Consider the following 22,312-nt stretch of genomic DNA (forward strand, 5'->3'; position numbering starts at 1 on the left):
TTGGAGGTGCAGCGGGGCATCTGCAGGCACGAGAAGAATTGGGCTGATATCCGGGATGAATACACGTAGCCGAACCAGGCTCAACCAGACGCCCGAGTGGACCGCTCTGGGCAAGCACCGCGAGCAGCTCGGAACGACACATCTGCGACAGCTCTTCGCGGACGATCCGCAGCGCGGTACCGGATACACCCTCCGGGTCGGCGATCTGTACATCGACTACTCCAAGCACCTGGTCACCGACGAGACGCTGCGGCTGCTGCGCGAACTCGCCGCGGCCACCGGGGTGGCCGGGCTGCGGGACGCGATGTTCCGCGGCGAGAAGATCAACACCACCGAGGACCGCGCCGTCCTGCACACCGCGCTGCGTGCCCCGCGCGACGCGGTGATCGAGGTCGACGGCGAGAACGTGGTGCCGGGTGTGCACGCCGTGCTCGACAAGATGGCGGCGTTCTCCGACCGCGTCAGGTCGGGGGAGTGGACCGGTCACACCGGCAAGCGGATCAAGAACGTCGTCAACATCGGCATCGGCGGTTCCGACCTCGGCCCCGCCATGGCGTACGAGGTGCTGCGCTCCTTCACGGACCGCGGACTGACCGTCCGCTTCGTGTCGAACGTGGACGGCGCCGACCTCCACGAGGCGGTGCGCGATCTCGACCCGGCCGAGACGCTCTTCATCATCGCGTCGAAGACCTTCACCACGATCGAGACCATCACCAACGCCACCTCCGCCCGCAACTGGCTGCTGACCGGTCTGGGGGCCGGCCAGGACGCGGTCGCCAAGCACTTCGTGGCGCTGTCCACGAACGCCGAGAAGGTCGCGGACTTCGGCATCGACACCGCCAACATGTTCGAGTTCTGGGACTGGGTCGGCGGCCGCTACTCGTACGACTCCGCCATCGGCCTCTCGCTGATGATCGCCATCGGCCCGGACCGGTTCCGCGAGATGCTCGACGGCTTCCACCTGGTCGACGAGCACTTCCGCACGGCCCCCGCCGAGGACAACGTCCCTCTGCTGCTGGGCCTGTTGGGCGTCTGGTACGGCGCGTTCTTCGACGCCCAGTCGCATGCCGTGCTGCCGTACAGCCACTATCTGTCCAAGTTCACCGCGTACTTGCAGCAGCTGGACATGGAGTCCAACGGCAAGTCCGTGGACCGGGACGGAAATCCGGTCGACTGGCAGACCGGACCGGTCGTCTGGGGCACCCCCGGCACCAACGGACAGCACGCCTATTACCAGCTGATCCATCAGGGCACCAAGGTCATCCCGGCCGACTTCATCGGCTTCGCCGAGCCGGTCGCCGACCTGCTGCCCGGCCTGGTCGCCCAGCACGATCTGCTGATGGCCAACTTCTTCGCCCAGACCCAGGCGCTGGCCTTCGGCAAGACGCCGGACGAGGTCCGTGCCGAGGGCGTCGCCGAGGAACTGGTGCCGCACAAGACCTTCCGGGGCAACCACCCGACGACGACGATCCTCGCCGACCGGCTGACCCCGTCCGTGCTCGGCCAGCTGATCGCGCTGTACGAGCACAAGGTCTTCGTCCAGGGCGCCGTCTGGAACATCGACTCCTTCGACCAGTGGGGCGTCGAACTCGGCAAGGTCCTCGCCAGGAAGATCGAGCCGGTGCTTACCGAGGGCAAGGGGGGCGAGCAGCTGGACAGCTCGACCGCCGCGCTCGTCGAGGCGTACCGCGCCCGCCGGGGGCGCTGAGCCGATGACCACGGGGGAGGGGACGGTGCGGCTGCGGCCGCCGAACAACACGCTGGACGCGAGGGCCGTCGGATGGTGGCGGGCCCAGTGGCTGCTGCTGACCGCGGCCCCCGTGGTCGTCCTGGCCGTGCTGGGCGTACTCATCGAGCCCGCCCGGTTCTGGTTGCTGCTGCCCGCCGCGATCCTCGCGGTCCTCGGCACCGGCTGCGCCGTCCTCCTCCCCGCCTGGTGGTTCCGCACCCATCGCTGGGAGGTCACCGACGAAGCGGTGTACGTCAGGACCGGGGTCTTCCGGCAGGAGTGGCGGATCGCCCCGATGTCCCGGATCCAGACCGTGGACACCGTGCGCGGACCGCTCGAACAGCTCTACCGGCTCGCCACCGTCACCGTGACCACCGCGTCGGCCAAGGGCGAGGTGCGGATCGAGGGCCTCGACCACGAAACGGCGGCCGAACTGGCCGAGCGGCTGACCCGGATCACCCAGGACACCCCCGGGGACGCCACATGAGCTCCGAGGCGGCGCTCTCCCCCTCCCCGGACGCCGGGGGCGAGCAGAGCCGGGCCCAGGGCCCCGGCACGGCCACCGCCGCCGACTGGCGGCACCTGGACCGGCGCACGGTGCTCGTCAGCGCTCTCGTCACGGCCGGAGTGGCCGCCGGTGCGGCCGTGCCCACCACGCTCGGCCTGTCCGGACGCTTCGGCTTCGGGCCCGCGGTCGCCTGGGTCCTTGCCGGATCGATCCTGCTGATCGGCTCCGCGGCGGTCGGCGACCACGTACGGTGGCGCCGCACCCGCTACCGCGTCGGCGCCGACCGGGTCGAGCTCCACACCGGGCTGCTCCTGGTCAAGAAGCGCTCACTGGCCCGGGAACGCATCCGCAGCGTCGACCTCACCGCCCATCTGCTGCAACGGGTGCTCGGCCTGGTCACCGTCCGCATCGGCACCGGCGAGCACTCCGGCAACGACTCCACCCTCGAACTCGACCCGGTCACCCGGCCCGAGGGCGAACGGCTCCGCCGCGAACTGCTGGAACGAACGCCCACCGGCACCCCGGGCACCCATCGCGAGGGCGAGCTCGTCGCCCTCGACCCGCGCTGGATCCGCTACGCGCCGGTCTCGTTCGTCGCCCCCGCGCTCGGCGGTGCGGCGGCCGGCGCGGTGATGCAGGTCAGCGACTGGTTCGGGGCGCAGGGGCGGGTGATCGAGTGGGTCGGCGACCGCTTCCGGGACACCTCGCTGCTCGCCATGATCGTGATCCTCGCCCTCGCCGCGGTGCTCGCCGGTGTCGTCGGCGCGCTCGGCCTGTGGGTCGAGATGTGGTGGAACTACCGGCTGGAGCGCGAACCCGGCGGCACCCTGCGGATCCGCCGCGGACTGCTGACCTCCCGCTCCGTCTCCATCGAGGAGCGCCGGCTGCGCGGCGTCGACCTCGTCGAACCGCTCGGTATCCGTACCTTCGGCGCGGCCCGGGTCGACGCGATCACCACCGGACTCGCCAAGGACGACGAGGAGCAGCACGGCGACCACAACACCCTGCTGCCCGCCGTGCCCAGGACCGTCGCCGACGCGGTGGCCGCCGACGTCCTGCGCGAGACCACGTCCCCGACCGGCGCCCCGCTGACCGGGCATCCCCTCGCGGCCCGTGGCCGCAGGCTGCGCCGGGCGTTCTGGGCGGTCGCGGCCCCGGCGCTGGTCCTGGCCCTCCTGGGCGTGCTGCTGACACCCGTCCTGCTCCGGATCGCGCTCGCCTGGGCCGTCGTGGCGCTGCCCGCCGGGGTGTTCCTGGCCCGGGACGCGTACCGCGGCCTGGGACACGCCATCAGCGGCGACTACCTGGTGGTGAGGTCCGGCAGCGTCAGGCGCTCGACCGCCGCGCTGGAGCGGGCCGGAGTCATCGGCTGGACGGTCCGGCAGACGTACTTCCAGCGGCGGGCCGGGGTGCTGAGCGTCACCGCGACGACGGCCGCCGGAGCGGGCGCGTACACGGCGTACGACACGGACGCGAGCGAGGGCCTCGACTTCGCCTCCGAGGCCGTGCCCGGCCTGCTGGAACCCTTCCTGGAGCGCGTCCCGCCCACCGGCTGACCCCGGTCAGCCGTGCGTGGTGTCGATCACGCAGAATCGGTTTCCCTCGCGGTCCGCCAACACCACGAAGTCCGGTCGTCCGGGTACAGATCCCGGTCGACCCGCACCGCGCCGAGTGCGATCAGCCGGTCCACCTCGGCGTCCTGCTCCTCGGTGTACAGATCGAGGCGGACCCGGGGGACCTCCTGCACCGGCGTACCGCTGCGGCCCAGGGCCAGCCCGGCGCCGGGCCCCTCGGCCGGGACCAGCACCACCCAGTCGTCCTTCGACGGCTCACGCTCCACGTAGTCGAGCGCCGCCTTCCAGAACTCCGCCGCACGCCGTACGTCCGACGCGCCCATCACCACGGTCCCGATACGCACCATGGCCCGAGTCCTTCATGCCCTCACGCAGCAGGCCCGGCTGCTCCGAGGAGCGAACCGGGCCTGTGCGCAACGGTACTGACGGTCGATCAGGGAGAGGCCGGCGGGTACAGCGCGCGCGGCAGCCGGGAGGCCGCCGCCGCGTCCAGCAGCCACAGGGTGCGGCTGCGTCCGTACGCACCGGCCGCCGGGGCCTGGATCTCCCCGGCCCCCGAGAGCGCGATCTCCGCGGCCTCCGCCTTGTCCTCGCCCGCGGCGAGCAGCCACACCTCGCGCGCCGCCCGGATCGCGGGCAGCGTGAGCGAGACGCGGGTGGGCGGCGGCTTGGGGGCGCCGTGCACACCGACGACGGTGCGCTCGGTCTCCCGTACCGCGGGCAACTCCGGGAAGAGCGACGCGACATGCGTGTCCGGGCCGACGCCCAGCATCAGCACGTCGAACGTCGGCACCGGGCCGTGGTCCTCGGGACCGGCCGCGGCGGCCAGTTCCTCGGCGTACGCGGCCGCCGCCGCGTCGGCGTCGTTGCCGAACGGGCCGTCCGAAGCGGGCATCGCGTGCACCCGGGACGGGTCCAGCTCCACCGAGTCCAGCAGGGCCTCGCGGGCCTGCGTGACATTGCGCTCCGGATCGCCCTCCGGCAGGAACCGCTCGTCGCCCCACCACAGATCGAGCCGCGACCAGTCGATCGCGTCCCTGGCGGGCGCGCCGGCGAGCGCGGCCAGCAGGCCGTTGCCGTTGCGTCCGCCGGTGAGGACCACCGAGGCGTAGCCGCGTGCGGCCTGGGCGTCCACGATCTTCGTGATCAGCCGGGCCGCGGCGGCCTGTGCCATCAGCTCCTTGTCGCGGTGCACGACGAGTTGAGGGGCACTCACTTCGACGCCGCCTTCTTGGCCGCGGTCTTCTTCGCGGCGGCCGGGGCGGCGGCCGGGGCGGGCTCGGCCGGCTGCGGACCGGCCGGTCCGCCGAGCTTCGCCACGCCGAACTTCACCGTCGCCTCGTAGGTGTTGTCCGGGTCCAGACGGCGCAGCTCCTCGGCGAGCAGCTCGGCGGTGTCCCGCCGTTTGAGCGCCACCGCGCGGTCGGGCTGGCCCTGCATCGAGAGCGTGGCCAGCGAACCGTCGGGACGGTCCAGGACGATGACGCCGTTCTTGGTCTCCATCCGCACGGCCGTCAGACCGGGGCCGGCGGAGACGGTGCGCTCCACCGGCACCTTGAGCCGGTCCGCGAGCCACATGGCGAGCAGCTCGCAGCTCGGGTTCTCCGACTCGCCCTCGACCGTCGCCGAGACGACCTCGACGTGCTGCTGGTCGAGCGCGGCCGCCAGCATCGAGCGCCACGGCGTGATGCGGGTCCAGGCCAGATCGGTGTCGCCCGGGTTGTACGAGTCGGCGCGCGCCGCCAGCTCCTTGCCCGGGTGCTCCGCCGAGTACGCGTCCGTGATCCGGCGCTGGGCGAGCGCGCCCAGCGGGTCCTTCGCCGGGTCGGCGGGCGCGTCCTCGGGCCACCAGACCACGACCGGGGCGTCCGGCAGCAGCAGCGGCAGGACCACCGACTGGGCGTGGTTGACCAGCTCGCCGTGCAGACGCAGGACGACCGTCTCGCCGGTGCCCGCGTCGGAACCGACCCGCACCTCGGCGTCGAGCCGGGCGTCCCGGCGGCTGCGCGGCGAGCGGCTGACCCGCTTGATCACCGCGATGATCCGCGAGGGATGCTCGCGCGAGGCGTCACCGGCCGACTTGAGCGCGTCGTACGCGTTCTCCTCGTCGGTGACGATGACCAGGGTGAGCACCATGCCGATGGCAGGGGTGCCGATGGCCCGGCGGGCCGAGACCAGCGCCTGGTTGATCTTGCTGGAAGTGGTCTCCGTGAGATCGATCTTCATGGCCGGCGCCAGCTCCGTCCGTCTCGTGCGAGCATCTCGTCGGCCTCGGCCGGACCCCAGGTGCCCGCCGGGTACTGTGCGGGCTTGCCGTGCTTGTCCCAGTACTCCTCGATCGGGTCGAGGATGTTCCAGGAGAGCTCGACCTCCTGGTGCCGGGGGAAGAGGTTGGCGTCGCCGAGCAGCACATCGAGGATGAGCCGCTCGTAGGCCTCCGGGCTGGACTCCGTGAAGGACTCGCCGTAGGCGAAGTCCATCGTGACGTCCCGGACCTCCATCGAGGTGCCGGGCACCTTGGAGCCGAACCGCACGGTCACGCCCTCGTCCGGCTGGACCCGGATGACCAGGGCGTTGCCGCCCAGCTCCTCGGTGGCGCCGGACTCGAAGGGCAGGTACGGGGCCCGCTTGAAGACGACCGCGATCTCCGTGACCCGGCGGCCGAGCCGCTTTCCGGTACGGAGGTAGAACGGCACGCCCGCCCAGCGGCGGTTGTTGATCGTCAGCTTGATCGCGGCGTAGGTGTCGGTCTTCGACTTGGGGTCGATGCCGTCCTCGTCGAGGTACCCGGGGACCTCCTCGCCGCCCTGCCACGCGTGCACGTACTGGGCGCGCACCGTGTGCTTGCCCAGGTCCTCCGGCAGCTCCACCGCCGTGAGCACCTTGAGCTTCTCGGCGACCAGGGCCTTCGGGTGGAAGGAGCCGGGCTCCTCCATCGCGGTCAGCGCCAGCAGCTGGAGCAGGTGGTTCTGGATGACGTCACGGGCGGCGCCGATGCCGTCGTAGTAGCCGGCCCGGCCGCCGATGCCGATGTCCTCGGCCATCGTGATCTGGACGTGGTCGACGTACGACCTGTTCCAGATCGGCTCGAACATCGTGTTGGCGAACCGCAGCGCCAGGATGTTCTGGACGGTCTCCTTGCCCAGGTAGTGGTCGATCCGGAAGACCTCGTTGGGCGGGAACACGTCATGCACGATCTGGTTGAGCTCCTGCGCGCTCTTCAGGTCGTGGCCGAAGGGCTTCTCGATGACGGCACGCCGCCAGGAGCCCTCCTTCTGGTCGGCGAGTCCGTGCTTCTTGAGCTGCTGGACGACCTTGGGGAAGAACTTCGGCGGCACGGACAGGTAGAAGGCGAAGTTGCCGCCCGTGCCCTGCGCCTTGTCCAGCTCCTGGATCGTGGTCTTCAGCTGCTCGAAGGCCTCGTCGTCGTCGAAGTTGCCCTGGACGAAGCGCATCCCCTGGATGAGCTGCTGCCAGACCTCTTCGCGGAACGGTGTACGGGCGTGCTGCTTGACGGCGTCGTGGACCTCCTGTGCGAAGTCCTCGTCCTGCCACTCGCGGCGCGCGAATCCGATGAGGGAGAAGCCCGGCGGCAACAGGCCGCGATTGGCCAGGTCGTAGACGGCGGGCATCAGCTTTTTACGGGACAAATCACCCGTGACCCCGAAGATCACCAGGCCCGACGGTCCCGCGATGCGCGGGAGCCGTCGGTCCTGGGGGTCACGAAGCGGGTTGGCTCCGGGAACACCAGACAAGGTGGTCAGCCCTCCGAAGGGGCGAGGCGCTTGAGCTCCGCCTCGGTCGAGTTGAGCAGGTCGATCCAGGCCGCCTCGAACTTCTCGACGCCCTCGTCCTCGAGGAGCTGGACGACGTCGTCGTAGGAGATCCCGAGCTTCGCCACCGCGTCGAGCTCGGCGCTGGACTGCTGGTAGGTGCCGGTGATGGTGTCGCCCGTGATCTGCCCGTGGTCCGCCGTGGCGTCCAGGGTGGCCTCGGGCATGGTGTTCACCGTGCCGGGGGCGACCAGGTCGACGACGTACAGGGTGTCCTTGTAGGCGGGGTCCTTGACGCCGGTCGAGGCCCACAGCGGACGCTGCTTGTTGGCCTGGGCCTTGTCGAGGGCGGCCCAGCGGTCCGAGGAGAAGACCTCCTCGTACGCCTGGTAGGCGAGCCGGGCGTTGGCGAGCGCCGCCTTGCCCTTGAGTGCCTTGGCCTCGTCGGTGCCGAGGGCGTCGAGGCGCTTGTCGATCTCGGTGTCCACGCGGGACACGAAGAACGAGGCCACCGAGTGGATCCTGGAGAGGTCCAGGCCCGCGGCCTTCGCCTTCTCCAGGCCCGCCAGGTAGGCGTCCATGACCTCGCGGTAGCGCTCCAGCGAGAAGATCAGCGTGACGTTGACGCTGATGCCCTTGCCGATGACCTCGGTGATCGCCGGGAGGCCGGCCTTCGTCGCCGGGATCTTGATGAGCGTGTTGGGCCGGTCCACCAGCCAGGCCAGCTGCTTGGCCTCGGCGACGGTGGCGTCGGTGCGGTGGGCCAGACGCGGGTCGACCTCGATGGAGACCCGGCCGTCCTGGCCGTCCGTGGCGTCGAAGACCGGACGCAGGATGTCCGCAGCGTCCCGCACATCGGCCGTCGTGATCATGCGGATGGCCTCGTCGACCGTGACCTTGCGGGTGGCGAGGTCGGTGAGCTGCTGCTCGTAACCGTCCCCGTGCGAGATCGCCTTCTGGAAGATCGACGGGTTGGTGGTGACGCCCACGACGTGCTGCTGGTCGATCAGCTCGGCGAGGTTGCCCGAGGTGATCCGCTTGCGCGACAGGTCATCGAGCCAGATCGCCACGCCCTCGTCGGAGAGGCGCTTGAGTGCGTCTGTCATGAGAATTGCATCTCCTACTAGTCGTATAACGGCGTCAGCGCGTGGCTGCGGCGAGAGATTCCCGCGCGGCGGCGGCGACGTGCTCGCCGGTGAAGCCGAACTCGCGGAAGAGGACCTTGGCGTCGGCCGAGGCACCGAAGTGCTCCAGCGAGACGATCCGGCCGGCGTCACCGACGTAGCGGTACCAGGTCAGGCCGATGCCGGCCTCGACGGCGACGCGCGCCTTCACGGACGGCGGCAGAACGCTGTCCTTGTACGCCTGGTCCTGCTCCTCGAACCACTCGACCGACGGCATCGAGACCACCCGGGTCGGAATGCCGGCCGCCTGCAGCTCCTCACGCGCCTCGACGGCGAGGTGCACCTCGGAGCCCGTACCGATCAGCAGGACCTGCGGCTCCGTGCTCTGCCCGTCGGGCCTTTCGGCCTCGAAGAGCACGTAGCCGCCCTTGGCCGCGTCCTCGTTCGCCTCGTACGTCGGAACGCCCTGGCGGGTCAGCGCCAGACCGTGCGGGGCGCCCTTGCCGAACACCTTGGTGTAGCGGCGCAGGATCTCGCGCCAGGCGATGGAGGTCTCGTTGGCGTCGGCCGGGCGGACGATGTTCAGGCCCGGGATGGCGCGCAGCGCGGCCAGGTGCTCCACCGGCTGGTGGGTCGGGCCGTCCTCGCCGAGACCGATCGAGTCGTGCGTCCACACGTAGGTCACCGGCAGGTGCATCAGCGCGGACAGGCGCACGGCGTTGCGCATGTAGTCGGAGAACACCAGGAAGGTGCCGCCGTAGATACGGGTGTTGCCGTGCAGCGCGATGCCGTTCATGGCCGCGGCCATGGCGTGCTCGCGGATACCGAAGTGGATCGTGCGGCCGTACGGGTCCGCGCCCGGCAGCGGGTTGCCCGCCGGGAGGAACGACGACGTCTTGTCGATCGTGGTGTTGTTCGAGCCCGCGAGGTCGGCGGAGCCGCCCCACAGCTCGGGGATGATCTCGCCGAGCGCCTGGAGCACCTTGCCGGAGGCGGCGCGGGTGGCGACACCCTTGCCCGGCTCGAAGACCGGAAGCCGGTCCTCCCAGCCCGCGGGCAGCTCGCCGGCGGCGATCCGGTCGAACTCGGCGGCGCGCTCCGGGTTGGCGGTGCGCCACGCGGCGAAGGTCTTCTCCCACTCGCCCCGGGCCTCACGGCCGCGGTCCAGCGCCTCACGGGTGTGGGCGATGACCTCGTCGGCGACCTCGAAGGTCTTCTCCGGGTCGAAACCGAGGACCCTCTTCGTGGCCGCGACCTCTTCGTCACCGAGCGCCGAGCCGTGCGAGGCCTCGGTGTTCTGGGCGTGCGGCGCGGGCCAGGCGATGATCGAGCGGGCCGCGATGAACGACGGGCGCCCGGTCTCGGCCTTGGCCGCCTGCAGCGCGCGGTACAGACCCGCCGGGTCCAGGTCGCCGTTGGGCAGCTGCTCGACGCGCTGGACGTGCCAGCCGTACGCCTCGTACCGCTTCAGGGTGTCCTCGGAGACCGCGGTCTCCGTGTCGCCCTCGATGGAGATGTGGTTGTCGTCCCACAGCAGGACCAGGTTGCCCAGCTTCTGGTGCCCGGCCAGCGAGGACGCCTCCGCGGAGATGCCCTCCTGGAGGCAGCCGTCACCGGCGATGGCCCAGACCATGTGGTCGAACGGGGAGGTGCCGGGGGCCGCCTCCGGGTCGAACAGGCCGCGCTCGTAGCGGGCGGCCATCGCCATGCCCACGGCGTTGGCGACACCCTGGCCCAGCGGGCCGGTGGTCGTCTCGACGCCGGTGGTGTGGCCGTACTCCGGGTGGCCGGGGGTCTTCGAGCCCCAGGTGCGGAAGGCCTTGAGGTCATCGAGCTCCAGGCCGTACCCGGCCAGGTAGAGCTGGATGTAGAGGGTCAGGCTGGTGTGACCGGCCGAGAGCACGAACCGGTCGCGTCCGGCCCAGTCCGCATCGGCGGGGTCGTGGCGCATCACCTTCTGGAAGAGGGTGTACGCGGCGGGAGCGAGGCTCATGGCCGTACCAGGGTGGCCGTTTCCGACCTTCTGTACGGCGTCCGCTGCAAGGACACGGACAGTGTCCACGGCCCGCTGGTCCAATTCGGTCCACTGGAGATCTGTGGTGGTCGGCTTGGTGCTCACCCTGAGTCAGGGCTCCTCTCCACTGTTGTAAACCGGTGACTGTGACCGCACCGGGCGTTGTCGAGCCTACCCCCGTCGGAACATGCATTTTCCGCTGCTTTCCAGGGTGCAGGCGGCCCGCGGAGTTCGCCTCCCGTATGAGCGCGACGGCTCACTTCTGCGCTACTCCGATGAGCGCTTCTCCTTACTTATGGGCCCTGTGCGAGCGCGTCCCGATACTTCTGTTCCGCTCCGGTGAGCGGTACCCCCCCCCAGCTCATGGGCCCCGATTCCGCGCCGCCCCAACACGACCCACCCCCGCGAAGGGCGGCCTGTCCCCAACGTCTACAGTGGTCTGGTTCGCGCAAGTCTTTACCGGGCCTTCACGCCCGGAGCTTGCTGGGATTTCTCTGTCAGGGGTGTGCGTGACGGCCGTCGAGTCCCGACCCGCAGGGGTCGCCTTGACTCCCAGCCCAGGGGGCCATCGCCCGTTCGGGGCCCGTGTCAAGGCTTTCGTGGCGCTGACCAAGCCGCGGATCATCGAGCTGCTGCTGATCACCACTGTTCCGGTGATGTTCCTCGCCGCTCAGGGTGTGCCAGACCTGTGGCTCGTTGTCACCACCACCATCGGCGGATACCTCTCCGCCGGCGGTGCCAACGCGCTGAACATGTACATCGACCGCGACATCGACGCGTTGATGGACCGTACGTCGCAGCGCCCGCTGGTCACCGGCATGGTGAGCCCGCGCGAGTGCCTGGTCTTCGGTTTCGCCCTCGCGGCGATTTCGACGGTCTGGTTCGGCCTGCTGGTGAACTGGCTCTCGGCGGCGCTGTCGCTCGGCGCGCTGCTGTTCTACGTCGTCGTCTACACGATGCTGCTCAAGCGCCGTACCTCGCAGAACATCGTCTGGGGCGGCATCGCGGGCTGCATGCCCGTTCTCATCGGCTGGTCGGCCGTGACGAACTCGATGTCCTGGGCCGCGGTGATCCTCTTCGCCGTCATCTTCTTCTGGACGCCGCCGCACTACTGGCCGCTCTCCATGAAGGTGAAGGAGGACTACGCCCGGGTCGGCGTCCCGATGCTTCCGGTCATCGCGTCCAACCGGGTGGTGGCCCGCCAGATCGTCATCTACAGCTGGGTGATGGTGGCCGTCTCGCTGCTGCTCACGCCGCTGGGCTACACCGGCTGGTTCTACACGGCGGTGGCGCTGGCGACCGGCGGGTTCTGGCTCTGGGAGGCGCACGGCCTGCAGAGCCGGGCCAAGGCCGGAGTGACTGGAGGAAAGCTCAAGGAGATGCGGCTGTTCCACTGGTCCATCACCTATGTGTCGCTGCTCTTCGTCGCCGTGGCGGTCGACCCCTTCCTCAGGTAGTCCCGCTCCTCGATCCCTGCCGACGGGCGGGGTACGTGGCCCAGGCCACGTACCCCGCCCGTCGCACGTTGCGCTACCCGTCGGTAGCATCCTGGGCATGGCTGAGACGGCAGAGACCCAGGTGGAGAGCGGCAAGCAGGCGGCCCGCGCGGAGCGCAGGGCGGCGAAGCTCGCCAAGGAGATCAGCGCCTTCTCCAAGGCGCACGGCGGTGCGGAGGGACAGCTCGCCTACATCGGGCAGATGGGCACCCGCATCGTGCTCGTGGGCGAGGACGGCGGCTGGGGCGACCTGGTCGCCCCGTCGTACGAGGTCGCCGAGAGCGCCACGCGGAAGGCCGGGATCACGATGCACGAGTCCTTCGACGGGGAGTTCGCCGCGAAGGTCCGCACCGGCCCGTACGAGTGGACGCGGATGGCCGGCATCCAGGTCGGCGGCCCCTCCAACGAGGCCTGAGCGCGCGTGGTCCGGGCGCGCGAGGTCTGAGCGCGCGGTGCCCCCGTACGCCGATCGCCGGACGGTTCCGAGAAGGAACCGTCCGGCGATCGGCGTACGGGAGAGGGGGCTGCCTGCGGTCAGCCCGCCGCTGCGGGCTCCGGCTGCTCGGCGGCGGGGCCGGGGCCGGGCACCGCGGCGACGGTCACGGGACGCTCACGCAGCGACAGGAGCACCCGCACGACCGCGATCCACACAAGGCACGAGCCCAGCATGTGCAGGCCGACCAGGATCTCCGGCGTGTCGGTGAAATATTGCACGTACCCGATCACGCCCTGCGCCATCAGCACCAGGAAGAGGTCGCGGGCGCGGTGCAGCGGGCCGATCGGCGCGTCGACGGCCTTCAGCACGAACCAGAGCGCCACGGTCAGGGCCACCACGACCCAGGCCAGATCGGCGTGCAGCTGCGTGATCATCTTCCAGTCGATCGGAATGCGGTGCACGTCGCTGGAGTCGCCCGCGTGCCGTCCGGCGCCCGTGACCACCGTGCCGACCGCGATCAGCAGCCCCGCGGCGACGGCGAGCAGCCAGGTCAGCTGGGACACCGCCTTGCCGACCAGCGGCCGGGGCTCCTCGTCGCCCTCGCGGACCCGCTGCCAGGTCACCATCGCGACGGTGAGCAGGGCCGTGGAGAGCAGGAAGTGCGCCGCGACGGTGTACGGGTTGAGGCCGACCAGCACCACGATGCCGCCGAGCACGGCATTGCCCATGACCACCCAGAACTGCACCCAGCCGAGCCTGGTCAGGCTGTGTCGCCAGGGTTTGGCGGACCGGGCGGCGATGATCGCCCATCCGACGGCCGCGCACAGGACGTACGTCAGCATCCGGTTGCCGAACTCGATGACGCCGTGGAAGCCCATCTCGCTCGTCGCCGTGAGGCTCTCGTCGGTGCACTTGGGCCAGGTCGGGCAGCCGAGGCCGGAGCCGGTCAGCCGTACCGCGCCACCGGTCACGACGATGACTACGGCCATGACGACGGCCGACATGGCCGCACGGCGGACCGTGCGGGGGGTGGGGGTCCATCGCTCGGCGATGTACAGGAGCGGGTTCCGCGCGGCTTGAGCGACTTCGGCTCGGGTCAGCTTGGGCACGCGCACCATCGTAGGCGGCGGCTTGTGCAAGCTTTCACGAGGGGGACGAGTTGCCCGAAACGTCGACGGAGCGCGTTCGCGGCCTCACTCCCAGGGGCCGCACTTCCGGCGGCCTCACTCCCAGCGGAAGAACTTCGCCGCCGCGCCCAGCCCGAGGACCGCCCACACCGCCAGGATGCCGAGGTCGCCCCACGGCATCGACGCCCCGTGCCGGAGCACCTCCCGCAGACCGTCCGACAGGGCCGCGATCGGCAGCAGCCCGAGCACCGACTGCACCGCGTCCGGGAACTTGTCCAGCGGCACGATGACCCCGCCGCCGACCAGCAGCAGCAGGAAGACCAGGTTGGCCGCGGCGAGCGTCGCCTCCGCCTTGAGCGTCCCGGCCATCAGCAGCCCGAGCCCGGAGAAGGCCGCCGTGCCGAGCACGAGCAGCAGCAGGACGGCGAAGGGGTTGCCGTGCGGCGACCAGCCCAGCGCGAACGCGATCACCGTGAGCAGCACCACCTGCAGCACCTCGGTGACCAGCACCGCGAGGGTCTTGGCGGTCATCAGCGCCCAGCGCGGCAGCGGCGAGGCGCCGAGCCGCTTCAGCACCCCGTACCGCCGCTCGAAACCGGTGGCGATGGCCTGGCCCGTGAAGGCCGTGGACATCACGGCCAGCGCGAGGATGCCGGGGGCCAGGAAGTCGACGGACTCGCCCGCGCCGGTGTCCACGATGTCGACCGCGCTGAACAGCACCAGCAGCAGCGTCGGGATGATCACGGTCAGCAGCAGCTGCTCGCCGTTGCGCAGCAGCATCCGCGTCTCCAGGGCGGTCTGCGCGGTGATCATGCGGCCCAGCGGGGCGGCGCCCGGCTGCGGGGTGTACGTACCGGCGCTCATGCGCGCAGCTCCTTGCCGGTCAGTTCCAGAAAGACGTCCTCCAGCGTGTGCCGCTCCACGGAGATGCCGGACGGCATCACTCCGTTCTGCGCGCACCAGGAGGTGACGGTGGCCAGCAGCTCCGGGTTGACGTCACCGCTGATGCGGTACGCGCCGGGGGTGAGCTCGGCCGCCCCGGTGCCGTCGGGCAGCGCCTTCAGCAGCGACCCGAGGTCCAGGCCGGGGTGACCGGTGAAGCGCAGGGTGTTCTCGGCGCCGCCGCGGCAGAGCGTCTCGGGGCTGCCCTGGGCGATGACCTTGCCCGCGTCGATGACGGCGACGTCGTCGGCGAGCTCCTCGGCCTCGTCCATGAAGTGCGTGGTGAGGACGACCGACACCCCGTCGGTGCGCAGTTCGCGTACGAGCTCCCAGGTGGAGCGGCGGGCCTGCGGGTCGAGGCCGGCGGTCGGCTCGTCGAGGAAGACCAGTTCGGGGCGGCCGACGACGGCCATCGCCAGGGCGAGCCGCTGCTGCTGGCCGCCGGAGAGCCGCCGGTAGGTCGTACGGCCGCAGCTGCCGAGGCCGAGGCGCTCGATCAGGGTGTCGACGTCCAGCGGGTGGGCGTGGAGCTTCGCCATGTGGCGGAGCATCTCGTCGGCGCGTGCTCCGGAGTAGACACCGCCCGACTGGAGCATCACGCCGATCCGGGGGCGGAGCTTCGCGGCGTCGGCGACCGGGTCGAGACCGAGGACCCGTACCGTCCCGGCGTCGGGGCGGCGGTAGCCCTCGCAGGTCTCGACGGTGGTGGTCTTGCCGGCGCCGTTGGGGCCGAGGACGGCGGTGACGGCGCCGGTGCGTACACGCAGGTCGAGGCCGTCCACGGCGGTCTTGCGGCCGTACCGCTTCACCAGGCCGCGGACCTCAACGGCCGACTCGCTCTTCATGGCCGGTAAGTCTAGGCAGGGGCGGGACGACCCCGTCTCCCGGGGCCGGATTAGGTAACCCTAAGTGATGAATGGCACCGTAGATCGTTTCGGACCGTGGTTGTCAGGGCCGGATGAATTACGCAACAATGGCGTTGTGAAATACGTTGGCGAGGCTCCGCAGGAGGAACTCGCGACCGGTGAGCGCTCGACGCGCAACCGGGTCGCGCGCTCCATCCTGGACCACGGCCCGTCCACCGTCGCCGAGCTGGCCAAGCGCCTGGGCCTCACCCAGGCCGCGGTCCGCCGCCATCTCGACGCCCTCGTCTCCGACAGCGTCGTAGAGGCCCGTGAGCAGCGGGTCTACGGGGCGCGGACCCGTGGCCGCCCGGCCAAGGTGTTCGCCCTCACCGACTGCGGCCGGGACGCCTTCGACCAGTCCTACGACAAGCTCGCGGCGGACGCCCTGCGCTGGATCGCCGAGACCGCGGGCGAGGAGGCGGTCACCGCTTTCGCCCGCGCCAGGATCGCGGCCCAGTCCGAGGCGTACCGCACCGCGGTCGAGGCCGCGGACCCCGAAGCCCGCACCGAGGCGCTGGCCAAGGCCTTGTCGGCCGACGGGTACGCTGCTACGGCGCGTGGCGCGCCCGGTCCGCAGCAGGGCGAGCAGCTGTGCCAGCACCACTGCCCGGTCGCCCATGTCGCCGAGCAGTACCCGCAGCTGTGCGAGGCGGAGACGGAGTTCTTCTCCAGCCTCCTCGGGACGCATGTGCAGCGTCTGGCCACCATCGCCCACGGCGACGGTGTGTGCACGACGTACATTCCGCGCAGCGGCCACTCAGCACCACAGACCACCAATTCAGCATCTGCAAGCACGGCCGGGAGGAACCCCGCATGACGCTCCCTACGGAGACTGCCCACCCTGAGCTCGAGGGTCTGGGCACGTACGAATTCGGCTGGGCCGACTCCGACGCGGCGGGTGCCGCAGCCAAGCGCGGACTCTCCGAGGAGGTCGTCCGCGACATCTCGGCCAAGAAGAACGAGCCCGAGTGGATGCTGAAGCTGCGCCTCAAGGGCCTGCGGCTCTTCGACAAGAAGCCCATGCCGAACTGGGGCTCCGACCTCTCGGGCATCGACTTCGACAACATCAAGTACTTCGTGCGGTCCACCGAGAAGCAGGCGGAGTCCTGGGAGGACCTGCCCGAGGACATCAAGAACACCTACGACAAGCTCGGCATCCCGGAGGCGGAGAAGCAGCGCCTGGTCGCCGGTGTCGCCGCGCAGTACGAGTCCGAGGTCGTCTACCACCAGATCCGTGAGGACCTGGAGGAGCAGGGCGTCGTCTTCCTCGACACCGACACCGCGCTGAAGGAGCACCCGGAGCTCTTCAAGGAGTACTTCGGCACCGTCATCCCGGTCGGCGACAACAAGTTCGCCTCGCTGAACTCGGCCGTGTGGTCCGGCGGCTCGTTCATCTACGTGCCCAAGGGCGTCCGCGTCGACATCCCGCTGCAGGCCTACTTCCGTATCAACACGGAGAACATGGGCCAGTTCGAGCGGACGCTGATCATCGTCGACGAGGACGCCTACGTCCACTACGTCGAGGGCTGCACCGCCCCGATCTACTCCTCCGACTCGCTGCACTCCGCGGTCGTCGAGATCATCGTGAAGAAGGGCGGCCGCTGCCGCTACACGACGATCCAGAACTGGTCGAACAACGTCTACAACCTGGTCACCAAGCGCGCCGTGGCCTACGAGGGCGCGACCATGGAGTGGGTCGACGGCAACATCGGCTCCAAGGTCACCATGAAGTACCCGGCCGTCTACCTGATGGGCGAGCACGCCAAGGGCGAGACCCTGTCCATCGCCTTCGCGGGCGAGGGCCAGCACCAGGACGCCGGCGCCAAGATGGTCCACATGGCGCCGAACACCTCCTCCAACATCGTCTCCAAGTCGGTGGCGCGAGGCGGTGGCCGCACCTCCTACCGCGGTCTGATCGAGATCGGCGAGGGCGCGCCGGGCGCGAAGTCCAACGTTCTCTGTGACGCGCTGCTGGTCGACACGATCTCCCGCTCCGACACCTACCCCTACGTCGACGTCCGCGAGGACGACGTGTCGATGGGGCACGAGGCGACCGTCTCCAAGGTCTCCGAGGACCAGCTCTTCTACCTGATGAGCCGTGGTCTGACGGAGTTCGAGGCGATGGCGATGATCGTGCGCGGCTTCGTCGAGCCGATCGCGAAGGAGCTGCCGATGGAGTACGCCCTCGAGCTCAACCGGCTGATCGAGCTGCAGATGGAGGGCTCGGTCGGCTAGCACGGCCCGACGACCGAATCCCCCGACTTTTGACAGAGAAAGCGAGCACTACGACAGCCATGGCTGAGGCTCAGAACATTCCGGCGGGGTCCACCACCACCGGGTCCATCGCGGTGGCCGCCGAGTCGACCGTCGCCACGCGCATGAGCGCGCCCCCGTCCTTCGACGTCGCGGACTTCCCGGTCCCGCACGGCCGCGAGGAGGAGTGGCGGTTCACGCCGCTGGAGCGGCTGCGCGGGCTGCACGACGGCACGGCCGTCGCCACCGGCGGCGGTGTGAAGGTCGCGATCGAGGCCCCCGAGGGCGTCACGGTCGAGACCGTCGGCCGCGACGACGCCCGGCTCGGCAAGGCCGGCATCCCGGTGGACCGCGTCGCCGCCCAGGCGTACACGTCCTTCGAGCAGGCGTCCGTCGTCACGGTCGCCAAGGAGGCCGTGCTCACCGAGCCGATCCGCATCGCGGTGCACGGCGAGGGCGGCGTGGCCTACGGCCACCAGGTCATCGAGCTGGGTGCCTTCGCCGAGGCCGTCGTCGTCATCGACCACACCGGTGACGCGGTGCTCGCCGCCAACGTCGACTACGTCCTCGGCGACGGCGCCAAGCTCACCGTCGTCTCCGTGCAGGACTGGGACGAGACCGCGGTCCACGTCGGCCAGCACAACGCGCTGGTCGGCCGGGACGCCTCGTTCAAGTCGATCGTCGTCACCTTCGGCGGCGACCTCGTCCGGCTCCACCCGCGCGTCAGCTACGCGGGCACCGGCGGCGAGGCCGAGCTCTTCGGTCTGTACTTCACCGACAAGGGCCAGCACCAGGAGCACCGCCTCCTGGTCGACCACAACACCCCGCACTGCAAGTCCAACGCCGCCTACAAGGGCGCGCTCCAGGGCGAGGGCGCACACGCCGTGTGGATCGGTGACGTCCTCATCCAGGCCAGGGCCGAGGGCACCGACACCTACGAGATGAACCGCAACCTCGTCCTCACGGACGGCGCGCGGGTCGACTCCGTGCCCAACCTGGAGATCGAGACCGGCGAGATCGTCGGCGCCGGCCACGCCTCCGCGACCGGCCGGTTCGACGACGAGCAGCTCTTCTACCTGATGTCCCGGGGCATCGGGGCCGAGGAGGCCCGCCGGCTCGTCGTGCGCGGCTTCTTCGCCGAGCTCGTCCAGCAGATCGGTCTGCCGGACGTCGAGGCGCGGCTGCTGGAGAAGATCGAGGCCGAGCTGAAGGCATCCGTCTGATGGCCTTCGTCAAAGCCTGCGCGCTGAGTGAGCTGGAGGACGACACCCCCAAGCGGGTGGAGCTCGACGGCGTCCCGGTGTCCGTCGTCCGTACCGAGGGCGAGGTGTACGCGATCAACGACATCTGCTCGCACGCGAACGTCTCACTGTCCGAGGGAGAGGTCGAGGACTGCATGATCGAGTGCTGGCTGCACGGCTCCAGCTTCGACCTGCGCACCGGCAAGCCGTCCGGCCTTCCCGCGACGCGCCCCGTCCCCGTATACCCCGTCAAGATCGAAGGGGACGATGTGCTCGTCTCCGTCACCCAGGAGTCCTGAGTCACCCATGGCAACGCTTGAAATCCGCGACCTGCACGTTTCCGTCGAGGCCGACAACGCCACGAAGGAGATCCTCAAGGGCGTCGACCTGACCGTGAAGCAGGGCGAGACCCACGCCATCATGGGCCCCAACGGGTCCGGCAAGTCCACCCTCGCGTACTCCCTCGCGGGTCACCCCAAGTACACGATCACCAGTGGTTCGGTGACCCTGGACGGCGAGGACGTCCTGGAGATGTCCGTCGACGAGCGCGCCCGCGCCGGTCTGTTCCTCGCGATGCAGTACCCGGTCGAGATCCCCGGTGTCTCGGTCTCCAACTTCCTCCGTACCTCCGCCACCGCCGTCCGCGGCGAGGCGCCCAAGCTGCGTACCTGGGTGAAGGAGGTCAAGGAGACGATGGCCGGGCTCCAGATGGACCCGGCGTTCGCCGAGCGCAACGTCAACGAGGGCTTCTCCGGCGGTGAGAAGAAGCGCCACGAGATCCTCCAGCTGGAGCTTCTCAAGCCGAAGGTCGCGATCCTCGACGAGACCGACTCCGGCCTGGACGTCGACGCCCTGCGCATCGTCTCCGAGGGCGTCAACCGGGTCCGCGAGACCGGCGAGGTCGGCACCCTGCTGATCACGCACTACACGCGGATCCTCCGCTACATCAAGCCCGACTTCGTGCACGTCTTCGCCAACGGCCGCATTGCCGAGTCCGGCGGCGCCGAGCTCGCCGACAAGCTGGAGAACGAGGGCTACGAGGCATATGTGAAGGGTGGCGCTTCCGCGTGACACAGCTGCCGGGCCTCCTCGACACCGAGGCGATCCGCAAGGACTTCCCCCTGCTGGATCGTACGGTCCACGACGGGAAGAAGATCGTCTACCTGGACAGCGCCGCGACCTCGCAGAAGCCGCGCCAGGTGCTCGACGCCCTCAACGAGTACTACGAGCGGCACAACGCCAACGTGCATCGCGGTGTGTACACGATCGCGGAGGAGGCCACGGCGCTGTACGAAGGCGCCCGTGACAAGGTCGCCGCGTTCATCAACGCGCCCAGCCGCGACGAGGTGATCTTCACCAAGAACGCCTCCGAGTCGCTCAACCTCGTGGCCAACATGCTCGGCTGGGCCGATGAGCCCTACCGGGTGGACCACGACACCGAGATCGTCACCACGGAGATGGAGCACCACTCCAACATCGTGCCGTGGCAGCTGCTCTCGCAGCGCACGGGTGCGAAGCTGAAGTGGTTCGGCATCACCGACGACGGCCGCCTCGACCTGTCCGACATCGAAGAGATCATCACGGAGAAGACGAAGATCGTCTCCTTCACCCTGGTCTCCAACATCATGGGCACGATCAACCCGGTCGAGAAGATCATCCGCCGGGCCCAGCAGGTCGGCGCGCTGGTCTGCATCGACGCCTCGCAGGCCGCCCCGCACATGGTGCTCGACGTGCAGGCGCTGCAGGCCGACTTCGTGGCCTTCACCGGTCACAAGATGGTCGGTCCGACCGGCATCGGCGTGCTCTGGGGACGGCAGGAGCTCCTGGAGGACCTGCCGCCGTTCCTCGGTGGCGGCGAGATGATCGAGACCGTGTCGATGCACTCGTCGACCTACGCCCCCGCGCCGCACAAGTTCGAGGCCGGTACGCCCCCGATCGCCCAGGCCGTCGGCCTCGGCGCGGCCGTGGACTACCTCTCGGCGATCGGCATGGAGAAGATCTACCGGCACGAGCACGCGATCACCGAGTACGCGGTGAAGCGGCTCCTGGAGGTCCCGGACCTCAGGATCATCGGTCCGGCGACGGCCGAGGACCGCGGCGCCACGATCTCCTTCACGCTCGGCGACATCCACCCGCACGACGTGGGCCAGGTACTCGACGAACAGGGCATCGCGGTCCGGGTCGGACACCACTGCGCACGGCCGGTCTGCCTGCGGTACGGAATTCCTGCGACGACGCGAGCGTCGTTCTATCTGTACTCCACGCCCGCCGAGGTCGATGCCCTGGTGGACGGACTGGAACACGTACGGAACTTTTTCGGTTAATTGGCAGAGCGGCTGAGGGTTGACTGGTGAAGCTTGATTCCATGTACCAGGAAGTGATCCTGGACCACTACAAGCACCCCCACGGGCGCGGCCTGCGGGACGGCGACGCCGAGGTGCACCACGTCAACCCGACGTGCGGCGACGAGATCACTCTCCGGGTGAAGTACGACGGCGAGACCATCGTCGACGTGTCGTACGAGGGCCAGGGCTGCTCCATCAGCCAGGCCAGCGCCTCCGTGCTGAACGACCTGCTGGTCGGCAAGGAACTGGGCCAGGCGCAGAAGATCCAGGAGACCTTCCTGGAGCTGATGCAGTCCAAGGGCCAGCTGGAGCCGGACGACGCGATGGAGGAGGTGCTGGAGGACGCGGTCGCGTTCGCCGGCGTCTCGAAGTACCCGGCCCGGGTGAAGTGCGCGCTGCTGAGCTGGATGGCGTGGAAGGACGCGACGGCGAAAGCGCTGTCCGAAGGGAAGACGGCATGAGCGACAACGAGACTCTCACCACCAAGCCGGCCTCCGAGGAGGAGGTCCGCGAGGCGCTGTACGACGTGGTCGACCCCGAGCTGGGCATCGACGTCGTCAACCTGGGCCTGATCTACGGCATCCACATCGACGACGCCAATATCGCCACCCTCGACATGACACTGACGTCCGCGGCCTGTCCGCTGACCGATGTCATCGAGGACCAGGCGAAGTCCGCGACCGACGGCATCGTCAACGAGTTGCGGATCAACTGGGTCTGGATGCCGCCGTGGGGCCCCGACAAGATCACGGACGACGGGCGCGAGCAGCTGCGCGCCCTGGGCTTCAACGTCTGAGCCCACCGCCGACGACGAACGGCCCCCGGCTCGGTGCCGGGGGCCGCTT

At 69.7% G+C, this 22,312-nt stretch carries 21 protein-coding genes and 1 pseudogene; 13 read left to right on the top strand and 9 right to left on the bottom strand.

Features of this window, described 5'->3' with window-relative positions:
• Window positions 1-55: 55 nt before the first annotated feature.
• From pgi to ACFV8T_RS25520, 3 genes are read left to right on the top strand one after another with little or no spacing between them, the layout of a single operon-like run.
• On the top strand, window positions 56-1,708 hold the full coding sequence (gene pgi, locus ACFV8T_RS25510) for a glucose-6-phosphate isomerase (protein WP_385331523.1): 1,653 nt from the start codon (window positions 56-58) through the stop codon (window positions 1,706-1,708).
• Window positions 1,709-1,712: 4 nt separating this feature from the next.
• Window positions 1,713-2,216, top strand: a complete 504-nt coding sequence (locus tag ACFV8T_RS25515; RefSeq protein ID WP_266420923.1) for a PH domain-containing protein — start codon at window positions 1,713-1,715, stop codon at window positions 2,214-2,216.
• Window positions 2,213-3,793 carry a PH domain-containing protein gene (locus tag ACFV8T_RS25520; protein ID WP_385331525.1) on the top strand — a complete coding sequence of 527 codons (1,581 nt, stop codon included), beginning with the start codon at window positions 2,213-2,215 and terminating at the stop codon, window positions 3,791-3,793. The genes ACFV8T_RS25515 and ACFV8T_RS25520 overlap by 4 nt, the downstream gene beginning before the upstream one ends.
• A gap of 6 nt (window positions 3,794-3,799) precedes the next feature.
• Here ACFV8T_RS25520 and ACFV8T_RS25525 read toward each other — a convergent pair.
• The 6 genes and pseudogenes from ACFV8T_RS25525 to tkt all read right to left on the bottom strand — a co-directional run bounded on the left by ACFV8T_RS25525 (window position 3,800) and on the right by tkt (window position 10,827).
• Window positions 3,800-4,158 (bottom strand): annotated as a pseudogene (locus tag ACFV8T_RS25525) (VOC family protein).
• An 86-nt stretch (window positions 4,159-4,244) separates the two neighbouring features.
• On the bottom strand, window positions 4,245-5,027 hold the full coding sequence (gene pgl, locus ACFV8T_RS25530; protein ID WP_266420928.1) for a 6-phosphogluconolactonase: 783 nt from the start codon (window positions 5,025-5,027) through the stop codon (window positions 4,245-4,247).
• Entirely contained in the window at window positions 5,024-6,037 is a 1,014-nt protein-coding gene (opcA, locus tag ACFV8T_RS25535) for a glucose-6-phosphate dehydrogenase assembly protein OpcA (RefSeq protein ID WP_385331528.1), read from the bottom strand. Before opcA ends, pgl begins: the two co-directional genes overlap by 4 nt.
• Window positions 6,034-7,566: a glucose-6-phosphate dehydrogenase gene (gene zwf / locus ACFV8T_RS25540; protein WP_385331530.1), complete on the bottom strand. Its 1,533-nt coding sequence runs from the start codon at window positions 7,564-7,566 to the stop codon at window positions 6,034-6,036. Before zwf ends, opcA begins: the two co-directional genes overlap by 4 nt.
• A gap of 5 nt (window positions 7,567-7,571) precedes the next feature.
• Window positions 7,572-8,690: a transaldolase gene (gene tal / locus ACFV8T_RS25545; RefSeq protein WP_385331532.1), complete on the bottom strand. Its 1,119-nt coding sequence runs from the start codon at window positions 8,688-8,690 to the stop codon at window positions 7,572-7,574.
• Between the two features lie 34 nt (window positions 8,691-8,724).
• A complete protein-coding gene (tkt, locus tag ACFV8T_RS25550; protein WP_385331534.1) occupies window positions 8,725-10,827 on the bottom strand; it encodes a transketolase in 2,103 nt (700 codons plus the stop codon).
• Window positions 10,828-11,225: 398 nt separating this feature from the next.
• Between tkt and ACFV8T_RS25555 the strand changes: the two genes are divergently transcribed.
• Both ACFV8T_RS25555 and ACFV8T_RS25560 read left to right on the top strand, forming a co-directional pair.
• Complete coding sequence (locus ACFV8T_RS25555) at window positions 11,226-12,179, top strand: heme o synthase (RefSeq protein WP_385331536.1); 954 nt, start codon at window positions 11,226-11,228, stop codon at window positions 12,177-12,179.
• A gap of 97 nt (window positions 12,180-12,276) precedes the next feature.
• Window positions 12,277-12,633 carry a hypothetical protein gene (locus tag ACFV8T_RS25560; RefSeq protein WP_385331538.1) on the top strand — a complete coding sequence of 119 codons (357 nt, stop codon included), beginning with the start codon at window positions 12,277-12,279 and terminating at the stop codon, window positions 12,631-12,633.
• 119 nt (window positions 12,634-12,752) lie between these two features.
• Here the strand turns inward: ACFV8T_RS25560 and ACFV8T_RS25565 are convergent, their stop codons facing one another.
• The 3 genes from ACFV8T_RS25565 to ACFV8T_RS25575 form a co-directional block, all read right to left on the bottom strand.
• On the bottom strand, window positions 12,753-13,772 hold the full coding sequence (locus ACFV8T_RS25565) for a heme A synthase (protein WP_385331541.1): 1,020 nt from the start codon (window positions 13,770-13,772) through the stop codon (window positions 12,753-12,755).
• Between the two features lie 105 nt (window positions 13,773-13,877).
• Window positions 13,878-14,645, bottom strand: coding sequence for an ABC transporter permease (locus ACFV8T_RS25570; protein WP_385331544.1), 768 nt, complete (start codon window positions 14,643-14,645; stop codon window positions 13,878-13,880).
• Window positions 14,642-15,568: an ABC transporter ATP-binding protein gene (locus ACFV8T_RS25575; protein WP_385331547.1), complete on the bottom strand. Its 927-nt coding sequence runs from the start codon at window positions 15,566-15,568 to the stop codon at window positions 14,642-14,644. Before ACFV8T_RS25575 ends, ACFV8T_RS25570 begins: the two co-directional genes overlap by 4 nt.
• Window positions 15,569-15,704: 136 nt before the next feature.
• Between ACFV8T_RS25575 and ACFV8T_RS25580 the strand changes: the two genes are divergently transcribed.
• From ACFV8T_RS25580 to ACFV8T_RS25615, 8 genes are read left to right on the top strand one after another with little or no spacing between them, the layout of a single operon-like run.
• Window positions 15,705-16,445 (top strand): helix-turn-helix transcriptional regulator, encoded by a 741-nt coding sequence (locus tag ACFV8T_RS25580; RefSeq protein ID WP_385331550.1) that lies wholly within the window; start codon window positions 15,705-15,707, stop codon window positions 16,443-16,445.
• The gene (gene sufB / locus ACFV8T_RS25585) at window positions 16,442-17,863 is read left to right on the top strand and encodes a Fe-S cluster assembly protein SufB (protein WP_385331553.1); all 1,422 of its coding nucleotides are present in this window, start codon (window positions 16,442-16,444) and stop codon (window positions 17,861-17,863) included. The genes ACFV8T_RS25580 and sufB overlap by 4 nt, the downstream gene beginning before the upstream one ends.
• 59 nt (window positions 17,864-17,922) lie before the next feature.
• Window positions 17,923-19,104, top strand: a complete 1,182-nt coding sequence (gene sufD / locus ACFV8T_RS25590) for a Fe-S cluster assembly protein SufD (RefSeq protein WP_385331556.1) — start codon at window positions 17,923-17,925, stop codon at window positions 19,102-19,104.
• Window positions 19,104-19,421 (top strand): bifunctional 3-phenylpropionate/cinnamic acid dioxygenase ferredoxin subunit, encoded by a 318-nt coding sequence (locus tag ACFV8T_RS25595; protein WP_072483053.1) that lies wholly within the window; start codon window positions 19,104-19,106, stop codon window positions 19,419-19,421. Before sufD ends, ACFV8T_RS25595 begins: the two co-directional genes overlap by 1 nt.
• 7 nt (window positions 19,422-19,428) lie before the next feature.
• Window positions 19,429-20,193 (top strand): Fe-S cluster assembly ATPase SufC, encoded by a 765-nt coding sequence (gene sufC / locus ACFV8T_RS25600; RefSeq protein WP_385331558.1) that lies wholly within the window; start codon window positions 19,429-19,431, stop codon window positions 20,191-20,193.
• Window positions 20,190-21,446, top strand: a complete 1,257-nt coding sequence (locus ACFV8T_RS25605; RefSeq protein WP_385331560.1) for a cysteine desulfurase — start codon at window positions 20,190-20,192, stop codon at window positions 21,444-21,446. Before sufC ends, ACFV8T_RS25605 begins: the two co-directional genes overlap by 4 nt.
• A 26-nt stretch (window positions 21,447-21,472) precedes the next feature.
• Window positions 21,473-21,928: a Fe-S cluster assembly sulfur transfer protein SufU gene (gene sufU / locus ACFV8T_RS25610; RefSeq protein WP_189541171.1), complete on the top strand. Its 456-nt coding sequence runs from the start codon at window positions 21,473-21,475 to the stop codon at window positions 21,926-21,928.
• Complete coding sequence (locus ACFV8T_RS25615) at window positions 21,925-22,263, top strand: metal-sulfur cluster assembly factor (RefSeq protein WP_093539690.1); 339 nt, start codon at window positions 21,925-21,927, stop codon at window positions 22,261-22,263. Before sufU ends, ACFV8T_RS25615 begins: the two co-directional genes overlap by 4 nt.
• The last annotated feature ends 49 nt before the right edge of the window (window positions 22,264-22,312 follow it).

The sequence above is a fragment of the Streptomyces sp. NPDC059832 genome (genome assembly GCF_042731715.1).
Classification (GTDB): domain Bacteria; phylum Actinomycetota; class Actinomycetes; order Streptomycetales; family Streptomycetaceae; genus Streptomyces.